Origin of the sequence: Streptomyces glomeratus (assembly GCF_021462825.1) — a bacterium.
Taxonomy (GTDB): domain Bacteria; phylum Actinomycetota; class Actinomycetes; order Streptomycetales; family Streptomycetaceae; genus Streptomyces; species Streptomyces glomeratus.
In genome coordinates this window covers 57,567-78,823 of sequence record NZ_JAKEEB010000039.1, presented here as the reverse complement: position 1 = coordinate 78,823, position 21,257 = coordinate 57,567, and the positions used below count along the sequence as shown (strand labels likewise).

The following is a 21,257-nucleotide window of genomic DNA, read 5'->3' as shown; positions in this document are numbered from 1 at the left end:
GGAACACGGGAGACGGACGAAACGCGTTCCGCCCCTGCTCAACGGCCGTCTCACCTCCCGGCGAATCGCCGGACGCAAATCGTTAGCCATGAATTTCGCCGAGGTGAGATCCTGGACCGCGTATGTCTACGCATCCCGCCCCCGCCCTCGGCGCCCTCGCGCCCCGACTGGCCGAGCTGTCCCTGCGCGACGCGCACCGTCTCGGGCGCCGGCTCGAAGGCGCGCGCAAGATCCGCCAGCCCGAGGCCCGGGCCGCCGTGCTCACCGAGATCGAGGCCGAGGTCGCCAAGGCCGAGGACCGGATGGCCGGGCGCGCCGCCCGTGTCCCCGCCGTCACCTACCCCGAGCAGCTGCCGGTCAGCCAGAAGAAGAACGAGATCGCCGAGGCCATACGCGACCACCAGGTCGTGATCGTGGCCGGTGAGACCGGCTCAGGCAAGACCACCCAGATCCCCAAGATCTGCCTCGAGCTCGGCCGTGGCGTCCGCGGCATGATCGGCCACACCCAGCCCCGCCGTATCGCCGCCCGGACGGTCGCCGAGCGGGTGGCCGAGGAGCTGGACACGCCACTCGGCGAGGCGGTCGGCTGGAAGGTCCGCTTCACCGACCAGGTGAACCCGGACGCCACCTTCGTCAAGCTCATGACGGACGGCATCCTGCTCGCCGAGATCCAGACGGACCGCGAGCTGCGCGCCTACGACACGATCATCATCGACGAGGCCCACGAGCGGTCCCTCAACATCGACTTCCTGCTCGGCTACCTCGCCCAGCTCCTCCCCCGGCGACCGGACCTCAAGGTCGTCATCACCTCGGCCACGATCGATCCCGAGCGCTTCTCCCGCCACTTCGGCAACGCTCCGATCATCGAGGTCAGCGGCCGTACCTATCCGGTGGAGGTGCGCTACCGCCCCCTCCTCGAGGAGGACTCCGACGACGCCGACCGCGACCAGATCACCGCGATCACGGACGCCGTGGAGGAGCTGATGGGCGAGGGCCAGGGCGACATCCTGGTCTTCCTCTCCGGAGAGCGCGAGATCCGCGACACCGCGGACGCGCTGACCAGGAAGCAGTACACCCGCGCCGGAGGCGTTGATTGGCAGAACACCGAGATCCTGCCGCTGTACGCCCGGCTCTCCCACGCGGAGCAGCACCGCGTCTTCCAGCCGCACACGGGCCGCAGGATCGTTCTGGCCACGAACGTCGCCGAGACATCCCTCACCGTCCCGGGCATCAAGTACGTCATCGACCCCGGCTTCGCGCGCATCTCCCGCTACAGCCACCGCACCAAGGTCCAGCGCCTGCCCATCGAGCCGATCTCCCAGGCCAGCGCCAACCAGCGCAAGGGCCGCTGCGGCCGCACGTCGGACGGTATCTGCATCCGGCTGTACGGCGAGGAGGACTTCGGCACCCGGCCCGAGTTCACCGACGCCGAGATCCTCCGCACGAACCTGGCCTCCGTCATCCTGCAGATGACCGCGGCCGGTCTCGGCGACATCGAGAAGTTCCCCTTCATCGACCCGCCGGACCACCGCAACATCCGCGACGGCGTTCAGCTCCTCCAGGAACTGGGCGCACTTGACCCGGACCAGAAGGACCCGCGCAAGCGCCTCACCGACACCGGCCGCAAGCTCGCTCAGCTGCCGGTCGACCCGCGCCTGGCCCGCATGGTCCTGGAGGCGGACAAGAACGGCTGTGTCCGCGAGGTCATGGTCATCGCCGCCGCGCTGTCCATCCAGGACCCGCGCGAGCGCCCCGCCGAGAAGCAGGCCCAGGCCGACCAGCAGCACGCCCGCTTCAAGGACGAGACGAGCGACTTCCTCGCCTACCTCAACCTCTGGCGCTACATCCGCGAGCAGCAGAAGGAGCGGGGCTCCTCGTCGTTCCGCCGGATGTGCAAGCAGGAGTACCTGAACTTCCTGCGCATCCGCGAATGGCAGGACATCTACACCCAGCTGCGCACGGTCGCCAAGCAGATGGGCATCCACCTGAACGAGCAGGACGCCCCGGCGGACCGCATCCACATCTCGCTCCTGGCCGGTCTGCTCTCGCACATCGGGCTGAAGGACGTGAAGGAGTCCAAGGACTCCGGCCCCGGCACACGCAGGGACGGCGGACGCAACGAGTACCTCGGCGCCCGCAACGCCAAGTTCGCGATCTTCCCCGGCTCGTCGCTGTTCAAAAAGCCGCCGCGCTTCGTGATGTCGGCCGAGCTCGTCGAGACGTCCCGCCTGTGGGCGCGGGTCAACGCCAAGATCGAACCCGAGTGGGTCGAGCCGCTCGCCGGCCACCTGCTCAAGCGGACGTACAGCGAGCCGCACTGGGAGAAGGACCAGGCGGCCGTCATGGCCTACGAGAAGGTCACGCTGTACGGCGTCCCGATCGTCGCCCAGCGGAAGGTGAACTACGGGCGCATCGACCCGGAGGCGAGCCGCGGGCTGTTCATCCGCAACGCTCTCGTCGAGGGCGACTGGCGTACGCACCACAAGTTCTTCGCCGACAACCGCCGGCTGCTCACCGAGGTCGAGGAGCTGGAGCACCGTGCCCGGCGCCGGGACATCCTGGTGGACGACGAGACGCTGTTCGACTTCTACGACCAGCGGGTGCCCGAGCACGTGGTGTCCGGCGCGCACTTCGACTCCTGGTGGAAGCGCAAGCGGCACGAGCAGCCCGACTTCCTCGACTTCGAGCGCGAGATGCTCATCAACGAGAAGGCGGGCGCGGTCACCAAGGACGACTATCCCGACTCCTGGCGCCAGGGCCGTCTGAAGTTCAAGGTCACCTACCAGTTCGAGCCGGGCGCGGACGCGGACGGCGTGACCGTCCACATCCCGTTGCAGGTCCTCAACCAGGTCACGGACGAGGGCTTCGACTGGCAGATCCCGGGCCTGCGGGAGGAACTGGTCACCGAGCTGATCCGCTCCCTCCCGAAGCCCATCCGCCGCAACTACGTGCCGGCGCCGAACTATGCGAAGGCGTTCCTGGAGAAGGCGGCGCCCCCCGAGGGGGGCACGCACACACCCTCCCTCCAGGAGGCGCTGACCACGGCGATGGCGCGCGAGCTGAAGCGCATGGTGGGCGTGCCCTTCGAGGCCGACGACTTCGACTGGTCCAAGGTGCCCGACCACTTGAAGATCACCTTCCGGGTCGTCGACGAGCGACGCCGCAAGCTGGCCGAGGACAAGGATCTGGAGGCCCTGAAGCTCCGGCTGAAGCCGAAGGCGCGCCAGGCACTCTCGCAGGCCGCGGCGGCCACGGCCGAGCGGCGGGGCGGGGAGTCCCTGGAGCGTGCGGGTCTGACGGACTGGACGATCGGCTCTCTCACCCGTGTCTTCGAGACCCGGCGCGCCGGCCAGCCGGTGAAGGCGTACCCGGCGCTGGTCGACGACGGCGACACGGTCTCCGTGCGCCTGTTCGACACGGAGGCGGAGCAGGCGCGGGCGATGTGGAAGGGCACGCGGCGGCTGATCCTGCGGAACATCCCGGTCAACCCTGCGAAGTTTGCGTCCGAGAAGCTGACGAACCAGCAGAAGCTCGGCCTGTCCGCGAACCCGCACGGCTCGATCCAGGCACTGTTCGACGACTGCGCGATGGCGGCCGCGGACAAGCTGATCGGGGACTTCGGCGGGCCCGCGTGGGACGAGGAGTCGTACCGGAAGCTGTACGACAAGGTGCGGGCGGAGATCGTCGACGCGACGGTCCGTACGGTCGGGCAGGTGCAGCAGGTGCTGGCCGCGTGGCAGGCCTGCGAGCGCCGTCTGAAGGCCGTACGGAGCCCGGCCCTGCTGCCGAACCTGGCGGATGTACGGGCTCAGCTGGACGCCCTTGTGAAGCCCGGCTTCGTCACGGAGGTGGGCATCCGGCGCCTGCCCGACCTGATGCGCTATCTGGTCGCCGCGGACCGCCGGCTGCAGCAGATGCCGACGAACGTCCAGCGGGACACCACGCGTATGGCGAAGGTGCACGAGATGCGGGACGAGTACGCGTGGCTGCTGGAACAGCTGCCACAGGGCCGTCCCGTCCCCTCGTCGGTGCTGGACATCCGCTGGATGATCGAGGAGCTGCGGGTCAGCTACTTCGCGCACGCGCTGGGGACGGCGTACCCGGTCTCGGACAAGCGCATCGTGAAGGCGATCGACGCGGCGGCGCCGTAACGGCTCGTTCACGGTGGGTGAGTTCGACCAGGGCCTCACCCTCCTGTACAGTCTCTTCTCGCAGCGCACCGCACGATGAGCGCCGCGAAACCTGGTCCTGTGGAGCAGTTTGGAGTGCTCGCCACCCTGTCAAGGTGGAGGCCGCGGGTTCAAATCCCGTCAGGACCGCAGCGAAGCCCCGCATCTACGGATGCGGGGCTTTCTCGTGCCTCCGACGCGCCCCGCCTTGCCGGCGCCTACGGCACTCGGCGCTCCGCCGTCTCGGCGACTCGGGCGCCCCGGCGCCCCGCGTTTCGGCGCCCCTGGCACTTCGCCTTCCTCGGCGTCTCCAGTGCCCGTGACCTCTCGGCAGTCTTCGGCGGCTTCGACACCTCCGCGCTCCCCGGCAGCTTCGCGCGTCCCCGGCATCCGCGGAGCTCTCGCCCACGGCACCCCCGGCGCCTTCGACTCCCCCGGCGTCTTCGGTTCCCCCGGCGTCCCCGCCGGCCTCGCCATCTTCCGCACCTTCGACGTCTTCGCCGCGTTCACCGCGTTCGCCGCCTTCACCCGCCTCAACGCCCGCCCTCACCCCACCTCGACGCTCCTGACGTCCTCAGCACCTTCGGCACTCAGCGCCCCCGCGTCTCGGCACCTTGAACACCCCAACGCCTCCGGCCGTCTCGGCGTCCCCGGCTCTTCGCCTACCTCGGCGTCTTGGGCATTCCCGTCGCCCGTGGCGCCGTCGCGATCCACGGCAGCTTCGCCGCCTTCACCGCCCTCAGCCCTTCCACGTGTCCGCCGCCCCCGGCACCCCGGGGGTCCTCGGCGCCCCTGACATCCCCGCCGCCTTCACCGTTTTCGCCGCCCTCAGGGACTCCGGCACCCCGACGTCCGAGCCGCCTCGGCGTCTTCGGCACTCAGCGCCCCCGCGGTCTCGGCACCTTGAACACCCCAACGCCTCCGGCCGTCTCGGCGTCCCCGCCGGACCAGGCGGCTTCGCCGCCGCCGGCGTCCCCGCCGTCCCCGACGCCACCGCCCAAGCGACCCTTCCGCGCGTGCCCCCGATGGCGAAGCCGTCGGCGTTACCGGTTCCGGGGTGTTTCGGGTGTCTTGACGGCGTCGGCTTTCGTCGGTACCCCAGAACTCAAGGCCCTGCCTGTCCGGGCCCTGGGGAGGTGGCGTATGGCGACGTCCGCTCGGCACGAGACCCGTGCTCTGCTCCGTGCCCATCTGGCCGCCGCTTCCGGGTACCGCCATCTGACGCGGCGCTGTGCGGTCTGCCATCACCTTCTGCGGCTGGCCATGGAGCCCGGCCAGCGCGCCGAGGAGGAAGGTCCCGGGACGACCCCCGAGGAAGACCGCCCGGCCACGGCGTGAGCCGGCCTCGCAGGCCGGCTCGACGAGAGGGATTGGAGAACGTCCGCCGGGGCACTCGCGGACGTACGGCCCGCCCAACGCCCCCTTCACTCAGCCGTGTTCCCTTAGCAACGGCACGATGAACACCGCAAGGGCGCGAACGTGTGACGGGTGTCACCGCATGAGTTTTGGGGACCCCTCCACTTACACCCCTCCTACAACAAGTCAATTTAATATGTGCAATTGCACCATGCCCTGAGGTCCCGCACAGCAGATCCGACACCCCTCCCCAGACTCCGACAAGGCCGCTCACAGACCGGCCCCAGGACCACGGACCAGGGAACAAAAAAGATCGCGCTGGACCCGGCGGAGTCCAGCGCGATCGACGACGCACCCTTGTCGTGCCTCTACTGACCTTGGGCGAGGGCCCTGTTGGGGCAGAACCCGCGTCGCTTGGAGCTGTGGTTCGGACGTCGCGGCAGGTTGGGGGACCTGCCGGTATGTCCGGCTATGCAGTTGTTCAGGCCTCGCTGCGCTGCTGCGGGATGCCCGCGAGCAGAGCGCGCACCTCAGCCTCGCGGTAGCGGCGGTGCCCGCCGAGCGTGCGGATCGACGTGAGCTTGCCGGCCTTCGCCCACCGCGTGACCGTCTTGGGGTCGACGCGGAACATCGTGGCGACCTCAGCCGGGGTCAGCAGCGGCTCGGCATCAGGGGTGCGAGCGGTCATGAGCGGCCTCCTCGGGAGAACCGAACCTTCTCGGTTCTTTCCTCTAAATTCTGCACCTTGACCCGCGTTGCCCGAAATGGCGGACGCGAGTCGAGTCGGTTATAGGACGAACGGCTTGTCCTCGGCACTACAACTACACCATCTGTCCAGCCGCGTCGGCCAAACCGATGGAATTGCCCTCCCAGGTGTTCATCAGCGACGGAAGCCGATGGACCATGCCATAGCGGACAGTCACGCCACTGTGACGATCAGTCACAGGACGATCAGGAGGCACTAGACCCCCCAAGGAGAGTGCAATGCTGAGATTCCGCCCATAAGTGGTGCCAAGTGGGCAGAAGGAACCTCCCCCGGGCTCCTTGTCCTATTTTGGCATGAGGAGGGCCGTAAGGCGCAAGGTCCTTGTAAGTGCCGTCCGTCACGCTTGACGGCATAAGCCCGGATCGATACCTACGTCCCACCGGGCGGGCCTGCGGTACGTCAACCATGGGCCAACGGTTGTCACTTCACCATGTCTCGTAGGTCACAATTCGTGCACTGGTTCAGAAGGCCCGACGGCGGATGCCGCCCTCAGTTCGCCGAGCGACGGTCCCGTACGGCCCGCCAGCGCTCCACCAGCCGCCCGTACGCCTCCCCCGCCGTGGCGCCGTCCCCGTAGCGCAGGGCCTCGATGCCCTCGGCGACATCCGCGGCCGAATGGTCGCCGTCCAGTTCCGCGGGCGGCAGCACATGGACGAGGCCGCCGTAGTCCAGCTCGACCAGCGACCGCGGGTGGAACTCCTCCAGCCACCGCCCCACGTCGACCAGGCCGTCGATCAGCGGCCCCTCGTCGATGGCGTCCCTCAGGGTCCGCAGCGCCCGTGCGGTGCGCCGCCGGGCCTGAACCATGGGCGTGCGGTACCGCAGCATCGGGGGCACCTCGGCGGACCCCTTCTCGTACCGGCGCTCCTCGTCGGAGACCAGCACGAACCAGTTCAGCGGCACCTGCCAGGTCGCGGTCCGGATCCACGGCCGGGCGTCCGGATTGCGCTCCAGCCAGCGCTCGTAGTCCTGGGCGGCCTGGCGGCGCACGACCGGCGGCAGCACCGTGTCCAGGACCGGCGCCGGCAGCTCCTGCGCCAGCTCCCCGAGGGCCTGCCAGCCGCGGAGCCGGGTGCGCCAGGGGCACACGCACAGCGCTCCCTCGACCTCGGTCACGAAGGCGTCGCTGCTCTCGTGCACCGGCACCGCGACCGGCGGCGTGGGCAGCAAATCGGCAAGGGAGCGGCGCAATTCGTCCTGGTACGAGGGGCGGTCGGGGCGCCGGGCGTAGCGCGCCCAGTGGCTGCGCTCCGGCTCGGGGAAGGCGGCCAGCGGTTCGTACACCCGCAAGTAGGACGCGTACGGGACGATCACCGAGGACACCTTGGGCACGCCTGCTCCCTCCCCATCGGACCTGACGCGAAACCCGTCCGGGCGCGGCCGAACGAGGTGGAAAACCATTGCAAATCGTCCCACGAACCGATCCCGGTGTACTCCGAGGGAGGGTGATCCTGGGCACTGCGCGGCTGGCGGGCACCCGCACGCTCTACGCTCATGCCCACGGGGCCCGCCACCCGCACGGGACCCGCACCCAACCGCCGCTACTCAACCGGGAGTCACCACCGTGACCGACGTATCCGACGGCGTCCTGCACACCCTGTTCCGCTCGGAGCAGGGAGGCCATGAGCAAGTCGTGCTCTGCCAGGACCGGGCCAGTGGCCTCAAGGCCGTCATCGCGATCCACTCCACCGCCCTGGGCCCCGCGCTCGGCGGCACGCGCTTCTACCCGTACGCCAACGAGGAGGAGGCCGTCGCCGACGCGCTGAACCTCGCGCGCGGAATGTCGTACAAGAACGCCATGGCCGGGCTCGGCCACGGCGGCGGCAAGGCCGTGATCATCGGCGACCCCGAGCGGATCAAGACCGAGGAGCTGCTGCTCGCGTACGGCCGTTTCGTGGCCTCGCTCGGTGGCCGGTACGTCACCGCGTGCGACGTCGGCACCTACGTCGCCGACATGGACGTCGTGGCACGGGCGAACCCCTGGACCACCGGCCGCTCCCCGGAGAACGGCGGTGCCGGCGACTCCTCCGTGCTGACCGCCTACGGCGTCTTCCAGGGCATGCGGGCCTCGGCCCAGCACCTGTGGGGCGACCCCACTCTGCGCGGGCGCACGGTGGGCGTCGCGGGCGTCGGCAAGGTCGGGCACTACCTGGTGGAACACCTGCTGGAGGACGGCGCCCAGGTAGTGATCACGGATGTGCGCCCGGACGCCGTGCGCCGGATCACCGACGCGCACCCCGAGGTGGCCGTGGCCGACGACACCGACGCCCTCATCCGCGGTGCCCATCCCCTCGGGGCGCTCGACATCTACGCGCCCTGTGCGCTGGGCGGCGCGCTCGACGACGACTCCGTGCCGGTGCTGACGGCGAAGGTGGTGTGCGGCGCGGCCAACAACCAGCTCGCGCACCCGGGAGTGGAGAAGGACCTCGACGACCGCGGGATCCTGTACGCCCCCGACTACGTCGTCAACGCCGGCGGCGTCATCCAGGTGGCCGACGAGCTGCAGGGCTTCGACTTCGACCGCTGCAAGGCGAAGGCGGCGAAGATCTTCGACACCACACTGGCCATATTCGCACGTGCGAAGGCTGACGGTATTCCGCCGGCCGCGGCGGCCGACCGGATCGCCGAGCAGCGGATGGCGGAGGCACGGACGGGCTCCGTCACGGGGGCCCTTCCCGGGGGTGCAGCACAGCTCTGACCGGTACCCGCCGATGAGAGGTTGGAGAGAACTCTCACTCTTATCGGCGGGTCGTCGGCCAATAAGTGGTTAAAATCGGCCGTGACCAGCGAGGACGGGGCGCCTCGACGGTCCTGTGCACACGCCCGCCTTGCGGGCGACGTACCGTATGGGCGTGGGCTCAGGTACCGTGGAAGCCCTACGGACCGGTCTCTCCAAGGAGAGCCCGTTCCGGATCATGAACGCGTGTCAAGACTCTGGGGCCGTCGAGCCCCGTCGTTGAGGGGGTCGAGCCATGGGGCGCGGCCGGGCCAAGGCCAAGCAGACGAAGGTCGCCCGCCAGCTGAAGTACAACAGCGGTGGGACGGATCTCTCACGCCTGGCCGAGGAGCTGGGCGCATCGACGTCGAACGCGTCGCCGAACGGCGACCGGTTCGAGGACGATGAGCACGACGACGACCTGTACGCACGGTACGCCGACCTTTACGAGGACGACGACGAGGACGAGGACGACCAGTCCCCGCAGCAGCGTCGCCGCGGCGCTTGACCCTGCACTGAACTCCCACCCGGTCCGTGGCCTGGCCACGGACCGGGTTGTGTGCTGTCCGCCGGGAGTCGGCCCGCGAGGCTCTTACCGTGCGTATGTGCCCACGAGGGCGGCGCCCGTGGCGTGGTCACGCCGGCCGGTGATCTCGCCGGCGACCCATGCCTCGACGCCACGGTCCGCCAGGGCGGCGAGCGCGACGTCCACCGACTGCCCGGGGACGACCGCGATCATGCCGACGCCCATGTTCAGGGTCTTCTCCAGCTCCAGGAGCTCGACGCCGCCGGTCTTCCCGACGAGGTCGAACACCGGCGCAGGGGCCCAGGTGGACCGGTCGACGACCGCGTGCAGGCCGTCCGGGATCACCCGGGCCAGGTTGGCCGCGAGCCCGCCACCGGTGATGTGGCTGAACGCGTGCACCTCGGCGGTGCGGGTCAGCGCCAGGCAGTCCAGCGAGTAGATCTTCGTGGGCTCGAGCAGCTCCTCGCCGAGACTACGGCCCAGTTCCTCGATGTGCTGGTCGAGGCCGAGCTTCGCCCGGTCGAGGAGGACATGCCGCACCAGCGAGTACCCGTTCGAGTGAAGTCCCGACGCGGCCATGGCGATCACCACGTCACCCTCGCGGATGCGATCCGCGCCGAGCAGCCGGTCGGCCTCCACAACGCCCGTACCGGCCCCCGCGACATCGAAGTCGTCCTCACCGAGGAGTCCGGGGTGTTCGGCCGTCTCACCGCCCACCAGGGCGCATCCCGCGAGCACACAGCCCTCGGCGATGCCCTTCACGATCGCGGCGACGCGCTCGGGGTGGACCTTGCCGACACAGATGTAGTCGGTCATGAACAGCGGCTCGGCACCGCAGACCACGATGTCGTCCATGACCATGGCGACCAGGTCGTGGCCGATGGTGTCGTAGACGCCCATCCGGCGCGCGATGTCGACCTTCGTACCGACGCCGTCGGTGGCGGAGGCGAGCAGCGGACGCTCGTAGCGCTTGAGGGCGGAGGCGTCGAAGAGGCCGGCGAAGCCGCCGAGGCCACCGAGGACCTCGGGCCGCTGCGTCTTCTTCACCCACTCCTTCATGAGCTCCACGGCGCGGTCGCCCGCTTCGATGTCGACGCCCGCTGCTGCGTAGCTGGCGCCGCCCTCGGCACTGACGGTCTCAGACATGACGATGAGAACTTTCGTGTCGTACGGCAGATGTCACGGGCGACGGATCGCGTCGGTCGCGGCCGTGGCGGCCGGACCGGCCGCCAGCTCGGTCTCCAGCAGCTGCTTGCCCAGCAGCTCCGGGTCGGGCAGCTCCATCGGGTACTCCCCGTCGAAGCAGGCGCGGCACAGGTTCGGCTTGGCGATGGTGGTCGCCTCGATCATGCCGTCGAGGGAGATGTACGCCAGGGAGTCGGCGCCCAGCGAGGTGCCGATCTCCTCGATCGTCATGCCGTTGGCGATCAGCTCGGCGCGCGTGGCGAAGTCGATGCCGAAGAAACAGGGCCACTTCACCGGCGGGGAGGAGATCCGGATGTGGACCTCGGCGGCGCCCGCCTCGCGCAGCATCCGCACCAGCGCCCGCTGGGTGTTGCCGCGCACGATCGAGTCGTCCACGACGACCAGGCGCTTGCCCCTGATGACTTCCTTCAAGGGGTTCAGCTTCAGCCGGATGCCGAGCTGGCGGATGGTCTGCGAGGGCTGGATGAAGGTGCGGCCGACGTACGCGTTCTTCACCAGGCCGGCGCCGAACGGGATCCCGGACGCCTCCGCGTAGCCGATGGCGGCGGGGGTTCCGGACTCGGGTGTCGCTATCACCAGATCGGCGTCGACGGGCGCCTCCTTGGCCAGGCGGCGGCCCATCTCGACGCGCGAGAGGTAGACGTTGCGGCCGGCGATCTCGGTGTCCGGGCGGGCCAGGTACACGTACTCGAAGACACAGCCCTTGGGCTTCGCTTCCGCGAATCGTGAGGTGCGCAGGCCGTTCTCGTCTATGGCGACGAACTCGCCGGGTTCGATCTCGCGGATGAAGCTGGCGCCCGTGATGTCGAGCGCGGCGGTCTCGGAGGCGACGACCCAGCCGCGCTCGAGCCTGCCGAGGACCAGCGGGCGGATGCCCTGCGGGTCGCGCGCCGCGTACAGGGTGTCCTCGTCCATGAAGACGAGCGAGAAGGCGCCCCTGACCTGGGGCAGGACCTTGGCGGCCGCCTCCTCGACGGTCAGCGGCTTTCCGTCGTCGTCGACCTGGCCTGCGAGGAGGGCGGTGACGAGGTCGGTGTCGTTCGTGGCGGCCACCTGGGTGGCGCGGCCGTTCTCCTTGGGGAGGTCGGCGACCATCTCGGCGAGCTGCGCCGTGTTGACCAGGTTGCCGTTGTGGCCGAGCGCTATCGAGCCGTGCGCCGTGGCCCGGAACGTCGGCTGGGCGTTCTCCCAGACGGAGGCGCCGGTGGTCGAGTAGCGGGCGTGTCCGACCGCGATGTGACCCTGGAGGGAGCTGAGCGAGGTCTCGTCGAAGACCTGGGAGACCAGGCCCATGTCCTTGAAGACGAGGATCTGGGAGCCGTTGCTGACCGCGATTCCCGCGGATTCCTGACCCCGGTGCTGGAGGGCGTAGAGCCCGAAGTACGTGAGCTTTGCGACCTCTTCACCCGGAGCCCAGACACCGAAGACGCCACACGCGTCCTGGGGGCCCTTCTCGCCGGGAAGCAGATCGTGATTGAGTCGACCGTCACCACGTGGCACGGCTCCGAGTGTAGGCGAGATCGTGCACTGGTCCGAATCCGGCCATCTGCCCCGTACGGTGCCCGGCCTCCTCGGCCGCCCGTGCTCATCGCTCGGCGACCGCGTCGATTCCCTTGCCGTTTGCGCTGGTCAGCGTAATCCCGCGGTGCCCGAGCCGATAGGCGAGCGGGGGACCGAGACGGGTGCTGAGGCTCTTCTCGGTGTCCATGAGTGAGCCGTCGCACATCTTCCGCGTGGTCCTCAGGCTGCCCAGCGTGAGGTGACCGTCCCGTACGGTCGCCTTCGCGGTGAACCGGTTGCAGCCGAGGCCTCCGGATGCCGTACCCGCCTTCCTGTCGAGCGTGAACCACGCCTTCCCGGCCGCCTCGGCGGGCAGCGAGGAGGCGACGCCGCCGTCGACCAGCGCGGCGATCCGCCACCTGGTGCCGTACAGAGGGGCGTCGCTCTCCCTGGTCAGGCGCACGCGGTCGCCGTCCTCGGTGGTGAGCGTCAGTTCGTCGTGGTCGACGGCGGCGGTGAGCGATCGGCCGGCGAGCGTCCGTGAAAAGGCCCTCTCGAACGCCATGGGGGCCTTGTCGCAGGCCATCTCGGTGGACTCGGCGGGACCGAAGTCGATGCGGTCGCCCCGGAGGGCGGCGGGCGCGCCGAAGCTGTTGCAGCCGTAGTTGCCGTGGGCCCGGCCGTGGTCGTCGATCCGGAGGTACGCGCCGCGTGGGGCCTTACGGGTGGTGCCGTCGGTGGTGAGGCCCTCGACGCGCCAGTGGACGCCGGTGACGGGCGACCCCGTAGCCGGGGCGACGGAACCGCTGCCGCCGCCCGAACCGGCTTCGGTGCCGCAGGCCACCGCGAGCGGCAGCAGGGTCAGCACGGTCAGGGCCAGTCGGTGCTTGTCCATGGCGGTGGGACGGGCGGGGCTCGGGCACGGTTCCCCGGCCGTGCCCCGGCCCGGTCAGGTCAGGTCAGATCGGATCGGGTCAGATCAGGTCAGGTCAGGTCAGGTCATCAAGGGCAGCAGGTCTCCCAGGTCGGCCCGTTCGCCGCTCGCGCTGACCTTGGCGTCGGCGAGGGCGGAGGACCACGTGATCCGGCCCGTCGCCAGCCGGATCCAGGTCAGCGGGTCGGTCTCGACGACGTTCGGCGGGGTGCCGCGGGTGTGGCGGGGGCCCTCGATGCACTGCACGACGGCGTACGGCGGCACCCGCACCTCGGTCGAGGCGCCGGGTGCCCGGACGGCGAGGGCGTCTGCGAGCAGCCGGGTGCAGGCGGCGAGGGCCTGACGGTCGTACGGGATGTCCAGTCCCGGGACGGCGGCGTTCAGGTCGTCGGTGTGGACGACGAGTTCGACGGTGCGGGTGACGAGGTAGTCGGCCAGCGGCAGAGAGCCGGTGCGGGCGGCGAGCAGCCGGGTGCCGGGGTGCCGGTCCAGGCTCTCGGTGAGGCGCTGCGCGACACCCGCGAGGTAGGCGTCGAGGTCGGGGTTCTGCTCTGCGAGGTGACGGCTCAGGTCGTGGACGCCGGCCGCGGTGGCCGCGGTGGCGAACGGCCAGTCAAGGAGGGTGACCTCCTGCCGGTCGGGTTCCGGCAGGTCGAGAAACCGGGTGACGGCCCCGACGGCCATCCCGATGTGCGCGACGAGGTCGCGTACGGTCCAGTCGCCGAGCCGCGTGGACAAGGCCATGTGCTCGGGGGTGAGGGTGCGTACTGCGTCCCGTATGTTCCCGAACTGGGCCGGCACGGCGGCGCGGATCCTGGCCGGGTCGTAGGTCCGGGTGCGCTTCTTGGCCGGGGGCATGGGGGTGAGCCTATGTCTTCACGGCGTAGCCGCTCAGGCCCTTTTCCACCAGCCCGAAGGCGCGCCCGGCCCGCTCGGCGGCGTCGGCGGCGACCGCGTCCGGGCTCTCCCCCGCGTCGATACGGCTGTGGTGCTCCTCGATCAGGGCGTTGCGGGCCGCGCTCAGCATGGAGGCGGCGATCAGGGCGAGCGTCGCGTCGCCGGTCTCCTCGGCGAGGGCCGCGGCCATGTCCCGGGTGCTTTTCTGAACGGCGACGAACGCGCGTTCCATCAGGACCGGGGTGCCGAGGATGAGTTTGCGCACCTGGCGGGCGAAGGGTTCGCCGTGCAGGCCGACCGACGCTTCGCGCGTCTCGACCATCCCCAGGAACTGCCGGCGTACGGCGTCGACCGCGGACTCCCCCGGCTCGCGCTCGCGCACGGCCCGGCACGCATCGCCCACGTGCTCCAGCATGGGCCCGAGGATCAGGTCCTCCTTGCTGCCGAAGTAGTTGAAGACGGTCATCTTGGAGACCTCGGCCGCGTCCGCGATCTCCTGTACGGAGACGTTGTCGAAGCCGCGCTCGACGAACAGGGCGACCGCGGTCCGGTAGATCCGCCTGCGCGTCTCCAGCTTCTTGCGCTCTCGCAGTCCCATCGGTCCGCCCATGAAGGCACTGTACCAAGGCCAAACTTATTCTCGGATGAAAGATTGACTCAGTACACACTTCCCCGGCATGGTGATGGCCATGACCGAGACCCAACGCAGAATCGGCTTCCTCGTCTGCCTCGTCACGATCGTCCTGGCCCTGCTGGACCTGCAGATCGTGTCGGCCGCCACCGTCCCGATCGTCCGCGACCTGGATCCCGATCACGGCATCGAGGCAATCCCCTGGCTGGTCAGCGCCTACGCGCTGGCCTCCGCGGCGATGCTGCCGCTGTACGGCAAGCTCTGCGACGTCCTCGGCCCCAAGCGCGTCTTCACCGGCGCGATCGCCACGTTCCTGCTCGGTTCGGCACTGTGCGGCGCCGCCCAGTCCATGGGACAGCTCATCGCCGCCCGGGCCCTGCAGGGCCTGGGCGGCGGCGGACTGATGAGCGTGACCATGGTGGTGATCGCCCATCTGAAGAGTCCGCAGGAGAAGGGCTCCGACAAGCGCGGCAACATCGGCGGACTCGTCGCCGGCGGAGCGATGGCGATCGGCCCCTGGATCGGCGGCCTGCTGGCCGACCACGCGAACTGGCGCTGGATCTTCTACGTCAACCTGCCCATCGGAATCGCGGTGCTGGCCGCGTCCGCCCTGGCCCTGAAACTTCCGGGGAGCCCGGTGCGCCGCCCGATCGACTACACCGGTGCCGCGCTCGCGGCCGCGTTCTCCAGCACGCTGCTGCTGGTGACGGACTGGGGCGGAAAGCGGTACCCCTGGTCGTCCCCGGTCGTCCTGGGACTGGTCCTGGCGGCCGCCCTGACGCTCGCCCTGTTCCTGTGGCGGCAGCTACGGGCGCCCGAACCGGTGCTTCCGCTCTCTCTGTTCGCAGTCCGCGAGCTGCGCCTGGGCTTCGCCGTCCAGGCCATCCTGGGCAGCGCGATGATGTGCACCATCTACTACGTGCTGATCTACCTTCAGGTCGCGCGCGGCATCGCCAGCTCCTCGGCCGGCCTCTACCTCGTCCCGATGGCGGTCGGCCTGACGGGCGTCGGCCTGCTCTCCGGCCGGCTGACCGCGCGCGGCTGGTCGGCGCGGACGTTCACGGTCAGCGGCACGGCCACCACCGCCCTCGCCCTCCTCGCCGCCACCACCGGCCCGCACACCTCGCTGTGGTGGATACGCGGCGAACTCCTCCTGACCGGTGCCGGTTTCGGGCAGCTCGTCGGCCAGCTGATCCTGCTCGTCCAGAACTCCGCACCGCGCCACCAGCTGGGCGTCGCCACCACCTCCGTCCGTTTCTTCCAGACGCTCGGCAACGCCTTGGGCACGGCCGCCTTCGGCACCGTGCTGGCCCGCGTCTACGCCGCCCACGGTCCCGGAGGCGACGTCGGCGCGCTGGCGGCCCGGCCGGGGGGAGCGCACCACGCGGCCGGTGTGCACGCCTTCGTCGAGGCGACACAGGTCGTCTTCTGGAGCGGGGCCGGACTGATGGGCCTCGCCGCACTGCTGGCCCTGCGGCTGCCCAAGTCCGCTGGCCAGAACGGTGCTTCGGCCCCGGCCCGGCAGAGCCAACCGGTCTCGGCGTGACGACGCGTGACGAAGGCCCCGCCCGATCCGGGCGGGGCCTTCACCGTCGTACGACCGACAGGACCGTGGTCCTACGGCCGACGGACTTGCCTACGGCCGTAGGGGCTTGCTTACGGCCGGCGGAACTTACTTGAGGAGCGCGGGAATGGTTCCCTCGTGTGCCTCGCGCAGTTCCTCCAGCGACAGCTCGAACTCGCCCTGGAGCTCCACCGCGCCGCCGTCCACGACACCGATGCGGGTGGCGGGCAGGCCGCGCGCGCCGCACATGTCGTTGAAGCGGACCTCCTCGGAGCGCGGCACCGCGACGATCGCGCGGCCCGCCGACTCGGAGAAGAGGAAGGTGAACGCGTCGAGCCCGTCCGGCACGATCAGCCGCGCGCCCTTGCCGCCGAGCAGCGCCGACTCGACCACGGCCTGGATCAGACCGCCGTCGGACAGGTCGTGCGCGGAGTCGATCATGCCGTCGCGCGAGGCCGAGATGAGGATCTCGGCCAGAAGCCGCTCGCGCTCCAGGTCGACCTGCGGCGGCAGACCGCCGAGGTGGTCGTGGACGACCTGCGACCAGGCCGAACCGCCGAACTCCTCACGGGTGTCGCCGAGCAGGTAGAGCAGCTGGCCCTCCTCCCGGAAGGCGACCGGCGTACGGCGGGCGACGTCGTCGATGACACCCAGTACCGCCACCACCGGGGTCGGGTGGATGGCCACCTCGCCCGTCTGGTTGTAGAGCGAGACATTGCCGCCGGTCACCGGGGTGCCGAGCTGGCGGCAGGCGTCGGCGAGACCGCGGACGGCCTCCGCGAACTGCCACATGACGGCCGGGTCCTCGGGCGAGCCGAAGTTCAGGCAGTCGGAGACGGCCAGCGGCTTGGCACCTGTGGTCGCCACGTTCCGGTACGCCTCGGCGAGGGCGAGCTGCGCGCCCGCGTACGGGTCGAGCTTCGCGTACCGCCCGTTGCCGTCGGTCGCGATGGCGACACCGAGCCCGGACTCCTCGTCGATGCGGATCATCCCGGAGTCCTCGGGCTGGGCGAGGACCGTGTTGCCCTGGACGAAGTGGTCGTACTGGGAGGTGATCCACTTCTTGGACGCCTGGTTGGGGGACGCCACCAGCCTCAGGACCTGGTCCCTCAGCTCCTCGGAGGTCTCGGGCCGCGGAAGCTTGTTCGCGTCGTCGGCCTGGAGCGCGTCCTGCCACTCGGGGCGGGCGTACGGACGCTCGTAGACCGGGCCCTCGTGCGCGACCGTCCGCGGGTCCACGTCGACGATCTTCTCGCCGTGCCAGTAGATCTCCAGCCGGTCCCCGTCCGTCACCTCACCGATGACGGTGGCGATGACGTCCCACTTCTCGCAGATCTCCAGGAAGCGGTCGACCTTCTCCGGCTCCACGACGGCGCACATGCGTTCCTGCGACTCGCTCATGAGGATCTCCTCCGGCGAGAGCGTGGAGTCGCGCAGCGGTACGTCGTCCAGGGTGACGCGCATACCGCCGGAGCCGTTGGAGGCCAGCTCGGAGGTGGCGCAGGACAGGCCCGCCGCGCCCAGGTCCTGGATGCCGACGACCAGCTTCTCCTGGAAGGCCTCCAGGGTGCACTCGATGAGCAGCTTCTCCTGGAAGGGGTCGCCGACCTGGACCGCCGGGCGCTTGCTCGGCTTGGCGTCGTCGAAGGTCTCGGAGGCCAGGATCGAGGCGCCGCCGATGCCGTCGCCACCGGTCCGGGCGCCGTACAGGACGACCTTGTTGCCCGCGCCGGAAGCCTTCGCGAGGTGGATGTCCTCGTGCCGCATGACACCGATGGCGCCCGCGTTGACCAGCGGGTTGCCCTGGTAGCAGGAGTCGAAGACGACCTCGCCGCCGATGTTCGGCAGGCCCAGGCAGTTGCCGTATCCGCCGATGCCGGCGACGACGCCGGGCAGGACGCGCTTGGTGTCGGGGTGGTCGGCCGCGCCGAACCGCAGCGGGTCGACGACGGCCACCGGCCGCGCGCCCATCGCGATGATGTCGCGCACGATGCCGCCGACACCGGTCGCGGCGCCCTGGTAGGGCTCCACATAGGACGGGTGGTTGTGCGACTCCACCTTGAAGGTGACCGCGTAGCCCTGGCCGACGTCGACGACACCGGCGTTCTCGCCGATGCCGACGAGCAGGGCGTCGGACTCGGGGGCTTTCTCACCGAACTGGCGGAGGTGGACCTTGGAGGACTTGTACGAGCAGTGCTCGGACCACATGACCGAGTACATGGCGAGCTCGGCGCCGGTCGGGCGGCGGCCGAGGATCTCGAGGATCCGCTCGTACTCGTCCTTCTTCAGGCCGAGTTCGGCCCAGGGCAGCTCGACGTCGGGGGTCGCGGTCGCGTGCTCGACCGTGTCCAGAGGCGTCCGGCTCATGCGCCCACCAGCTTCTTGAGGATCGACGTGAAGAACAGAAGCCCGTCGGTACGGCCGGTACCGATCAGCGGCTCGACGGCGTGCTCGGGGTGCGGCATGAGGCCGACGACGTTCCCGGCCTCGTTGGTGATGCCGGCGATGTCCCGGAGCGAGCCGTTCGGGTTGAAGTCGACGTAACGGAAGACGACCCGGCCCTCCGCCTCCAGCTTGTCGAGCGTGTAGTCGTCGGCGACGTACCGGCCGTCCATGTTCTTCAGCGGGATGTGGATGTCCTGACCGGCGGTGTAGTCGCCGGTCCAGGCGGTCCCCGCGTTCTCCACCCGCAGCTTCTGGTCGCGGCAGATGAAGTGGAGGTGGTCGTTGCCGAGCATCGCGCCCGGGAGGAGATGGGCTTCGGTGAGGATCTGGAAGCCGTTGCAGATGCCGAGGACCGGCAGACCGGCCTTCGCCTGTTCGATAACGGACCCCATCACCGGCGAGAAGCGGGAGATGGCACCGGCGCGCAGATAGTCGCCGTACGAGAAACCACCCGGCAGCACCACGGCGTCGACCTGCTTGAGGTCCTTGTCCTTGTGCCAGAGGGCGACGGGCTCCGCGCCCGCGAGACGGATCGCGCGCTGCGTGTCCCGGTCGTCGAGGCTGCCCGGGAAAGTGACGACGCCAATACGAGCGGTCACTTGGCGGCCTCCGCGACTTCCTCCACCTTGACGGTGAAGTCCTCGATCACGGTGTTGGCGAGGAAGGATTCCGCAAGATCACGGATGCGGGCGAGCGCGGCCTCGTCGACCGGCCCGTCCACCTCGAGTTCGAATCGCTTTCCCTGACGTACGTCGGAGATGCCTTCGAAACCGAGCCGCGGCAGGGCGCGCTGGACCGCCTGGCCCTGGGGGTCGAGGATCTCCGGCTTGAGCATGACGTCGACTACGACGCGTGCCACTGGCACTCCCGATGTGTGGTGCTGAGCAGGTTCCTTCAGACTACCGGCACAAAATTTCTACTCGCGTAGATTCGTAGCTTCCTACGTGAGCCCCATCACGATCCGGTATCGGTCGGGCCGTCTCCGTACGGAAAATCCTCGGAAAAACCGCAGAAGAGCGGCGGCGGAGCATTGCCATGGGACACGCGGAGGTATTCAGTCGGTCTTCACAATGCAATGCCGGGCACTGTACAAAGGAATTGGCATTAGCCGATACTTTGCCCAATTACTGCCGGACAGTCGACATCTCCCCGGCATCCCCGGACGTCCGCGCACGTCATGGCGGATGATCGCGGAGGTGCCGCACGAAGGGACCGATATTCGTGGCGCAGCGTGTCGTGGTCACTCTCTTTGACGACATCGACGGCTCAGAAGCGGCGGAAACGATCGCCTTCGGACTCGACGGCAAGTCGTACGAGATCGACCTCAATCAAACCAATGCCAAGAAACTGCGTAAGGCGCTGGAGCCCTACGTGGAGGCAGGCCGCAAGAAGGCGAAGTCCGGCAAGGCCTACACGCACACGGCGTTGACGCCGGACCCGGCCGCCGTCCGCGCCTGGGCCCGCTCCAACAAGATGGACGTCCCGCCGCGGGGCCGGATCCCCAAGAAGGTCTACGAGGCGTTCGCAGAGGCGCAGTGACACGGTTGCGTGGTCGCGGGGCGGCCCCGCCGCCCCCGCCCGCAACCGACTTGCGTTGCACCCCCGGTGATCAGCTACAGTCTGGATCACGCCGAGGGACGAGGCCGAAAGGCCGAGACCCGAGGAGTCACGCGGGTGTAGTTCAGTAGCAGAACACCCCCTTTCCAAGGGGGAGGCGCAGTGTGCAATCCCTGTCACCCGCTCCACGGCATCGGCCCGGCCGTCCATGAGGTCCCCCTGCTCGAGCTTGTCGAGAGCCGGGGAAAGGATCAGGTAGGCTGGTGCTCGCACCGATCGGTGGAAGCCGGTCGGGGGCAGTGCGGACGTAGCTCAGTTGGTAGAGCGCAACCTTGCCAAGGTTGAGGTCGCGAGTTCGAGCCTCGTCGTCCGCTCCACGGAGCAAAGGCCCCGGTCGATCGACCGGGGCCTTTCTCGTGCGCGTCGACGGGATTCTCCGTCGGACGATGTGAGGGTCGCCACACATCCATCGGGCACGAACTCACCGTAAGCCGATACCGGTCCGGAGCGGTCACGGCGACCGGGATCTCCGCGGCGCGGGCCCGGCGGGGACCTGTGCGAGGGCTCCGCGAGGGCGCCGCGAGGGCTCCGGACGGCAACGGCGCGCGACGGCCTTGCGTACGGCACCCGGGAGAAAGGCCACGTGGTCCACCGCAGTTGGGCGTCTGGCCGCTCTCCCCCACACGGTCACCGCAGGGACCGGGCCACGCCCCCACCGGGAACGCCCGTGGCCAAGATCGTGGAGCGGCCGCCCTCCCGCCACAGACCGTGCCCATCCACCCGCCGTCGGCCGGCCCGCCGCCCGGGCCGGGGAATCGGCATCCGGTGGCGCGTCCCGCATGCGCTCCGGGTTGGGTATAGTTGCTTTCGCGCAAGCGCGCAGTGCGGACGTAGCTCAGTTGGTAGAGCGCAACCTTGCCAAGGTTGAGGTCGCGAGTTCGAGCCTCGTCGTCCGCTCCAGAGAGAAGCCCCCGGCCCGAGGCCGGGGGC

At 69.6% G+C, this 21,257-nt stretch carries 16 protein-coding genes and 4 tRNA genes; 10 read left to right on the top strand and 10 right to left on the bottom strand.

All coding sequences use genetic code 11. The features are described 5' to 3' along the window. Window positions 1–122: 122 nt before the first annotated feature. The 3 genes from hrpA (at window position 123) to LZ604_RS30600 (ending at window position 5,507) form a co-directional block, all read left to right on the top strand. The gene (gene hrpA / locus LZ604_RS30610; RefSeq protein WP_234519101.1) at window positions 123–4,151 is read left to right on the top strand and encodes an ATP-dependent RNA helicase HrpA; all 4,029 of its coding nucleotides are present in this window, start codon (window positions 123–125) and stop codon (window positions 4,149–4,151) included. Window positions 4,152–4,244: 93 nt separating this feature from the next. Beyond that, window positions 4,245–4,319, top strand: a tRNA-Asp gene (locus tag LZ604_RS30605). A 993-nt stretch (window positions 4,320–5,312) separates the two neighbouring features. Next, a complete protein-coding gene (locus LZ604_RS30600) occupies window positions 5,313–5,507 on the top strand; it encodes a DUF6274 family protein (RefSeq protein ID WP_234519100.1) in 195 nt (64 codons plus the stop codon). Window positions 5,508–6,006: 499 nt separating this feature from the next. Here the strand turns inward: LZ604_RS30600 and bldC are convergent, their stop codons facing one another. After that, window positions 6,007–6,213, bottom strand: coding sequence for a developmental transcriptional regulator BldC (gene bldC / locus LZ604_RS30595; RefSeq protein WP_003949541.1), 207 nt, complete (start codon window positions 6,211–6,213; stop codon window positions 6,007–6,009). Between the two features lie 567 nt (window positions 6,214–6,780). Continuing rightward, entirely contained in the window at window positions 6,781–7,623 is an 843-nt protein-coding gene (locus LZ604_RS30590) for a DUF8083 family protein (protein WP_234519098.1), read from the bottom strand. Between the two features lie 232 nt (window positions 7,624–7,855). Between LZ604_RS30590 and LZ604_RS30585 the strand changes: the two genes are divergently transcribed. Both LZ604_RS30585 and LZ604_RS30580 read left to right on the top strand, forming a co-directional pair. Then, window positions 7,856–8,989: a Leu/Phe/Val dehydrogenase gene (locus LZ604_RS30585; protein ID WP_234519096.1), complete on the top strand. Its 1,134-nt coding sequence runs from the start codon at window positions 7,856–7,858 to the stop codon at window positions 8,987–8,989. A gap of 274 nt (window positions 8,990–9,263) precedes the next feature. Beyond that, the gene (locus LZ604_RS30580) at window positions 9,264–9,515 is read left to right on the top strand and encodes a DUF3073 domain-containing protein (RefSeq protein ID WP_234519094.1); all 252 of its coding nucleotides are present in this window, start codon (window positions 9,264–9,266) and stop codon (window positions 9,513–9,515) included. A gap of 84 nt (window positions 9,516–9,599) precedes the next feature. Here the strand turns inward: LZ604_RS30580 and purM are convergent, their stop codons facing one another. From purM to LZ604_RS30555, 5 genes are all read right to left on the bottom strand, one after another. Next, complete coding sequence (gene purM / locus LZ604_RS30575; RefSeq protein WP_234519093.1) at window positions 9,600–10,679, bottom strand: phosphoribosylformylglycinamidine cyclo-ligase; 1,080 nt, start codon at window positions 10,677–10,679, stop codon at window positions 9,600–9,602. A gap of 33 nt (window positions 10,680–10,712) precedes the next feature. Beyond that, on the bottom strand, window positions 10,713–12,239 hold the full coding sequence (purF, locus tag LZ604_RS30570; protein ID WP_234519092.1) for an amidophosphoribosyltransferase: 1,527 nt from the start codon (window positions 12,237–12,239) through the stop codon (window positions 10,713–10,715). A gap of 85 nt (window positions 12,240–12,324) precedes the next feature. Beyond that, complete coding sequence (locus LZ604_RS30565) at window positions 12,325–13,134, bottom strand: META domain-containing protein (protein ID WP_234519091.1); 810 nt, start codon at window positions 13,132–13,134, stop codon at window positions 12,325–12,327. Window positions 13,135–13,233: 99 nt separating this feature from the next. Next, the gene (locus tag LZ604_RS30560; protein WP_234519090.1) at window positions 13,234–14,031 is read right to left on the bottom strand and encodes a maleylpyruvate isomerase family mycothiol-dependent enzyme; all 798 of its coding nucleotides are present in this window, start codon (window positions 14,029–14,031) and stop codon (window positions 13,234–13,236) included. A 10-nt stretch (window positions 14,032–14,041) separates the two neighbouring features. Further along, window positions 14,042–14,680, bottom strand: coding sequence for a TetR/AcrR family transcriptional regulator (locus LZ604_RS30555; protein ID WP_234519089.1), 639 nt, complete (start codon window positions 14,678–14,680; stop codon window positions 14,042–14,044). A gap of 79 nt (window positions 14,681–14,759) precedes the next feature. Here LZ604_RS30555 and LZ604_RS30550 point away from each other — a divergent pair, with 79 nt between their 5' ends. Then, window positions 14,760–16,247: an MFS transporter gene (locus LZ604_RS30550; protein WP_234519088.1), complete on the top strand. Its 1,488-nt coding sequence runs from the start codon at window positions 14,760–14,762 to the stop codon at window positions 16,245–16,247. A gap of 126 nt (window positions 16,248–16,373) precedes the next feature. Here LZ604_RS30550 and purL read toward each other — a convergent pair whose 3' ends face one another. The 3 genes from purL to purS are packed head-to-tail and all read right to left on the bottom strand — an operon-like array spanning window position 16,374 to window position 19,569. Beyond that, the gene (purL, locus tag LZ604_RS30545) at window positions 16,374–18,632 is read right to left on the bottom strand and encodes a phosphoribosylformylglycinamidine synthase subunit PurL (RefSeq protein WP_234519087.1); all 2,259 of its coding nucleotides are present in this window, start codon (window positions 18,630–18,632) and stop codon (window positions 16,374–16,376) included. Then, a complete protein-coding gene (gene purQ / locus LZ604_RS30540) occupies window positions 18,629–19,309 on the bottom strand; it encodes a phosphoribosylformylglycinamidine synthase subunit PurQ (protein ID WP_234519086.1) in 681 nt (226 codons plus the stop codon). The genes purL and purQ overlap by 4 nt, the downstream gene beginning before the upstream one ends. After that, complete coding sequence (gene purS / locus LZ604_RS30535) at window positions 19,306–19,569, bottom strand: phosphoribosylformylglycinamidine synthase subunit PurS (protein ID WP_234519085.1); 264 nt, start codon at window positions 19,567–19,569, stop codon at window positions 19,306–19,308. Before purS ends, purQ begins: the two co-directional genes overlap by 4 nt. A gap of 362 nt (window positions 19,570–19,931) precedes the next feature. On the opposite strand from purS, the gene LZ604_RS30530 reads away from it, so the two are divergent. The 4 genes from LZ604_RS30530 to LZ604_RS30515 all read left to right on the top strand — a co-directional run bounded on the left by LZ604_RS30530 (window position 19,932) and on the right by LZ604_RS30515 (window position 21,227). Then, complete coding sequence (locus tag LZ604_RS30530) at window positions 19,932–20,249, top strand: histone-like nucleoid-structuring protein Lsr2 (RefSeq protein WP_234519083.1); 318 nt, start codon at window positions 19,932–19,934, stop codon at window positions 20,247–20,249. 131 nt (window positions 20,250–20,380) lie between these two features. Further along, window positions 20,381–20,455 (top strand) — tRNA-Gly (locus tag LZ604_RS30525). Window positions 20,456–20,568: 113 nt separating this feature from the next. Continuing rightward, a tRNA-Gly gene (locus tag LZ604_RS30520) sits at window positions 20,569–20,644 on the top strand. A gap of 507 nt (window positions 20,645–21,151) precedes the next feature. Beyond that, window positions 21,152–21,227 (top strand) — tRNA-Gly (locus LZ604_RS30515). Window positions 21,228–21,257 lie beyond the last annotated feature (30 nt).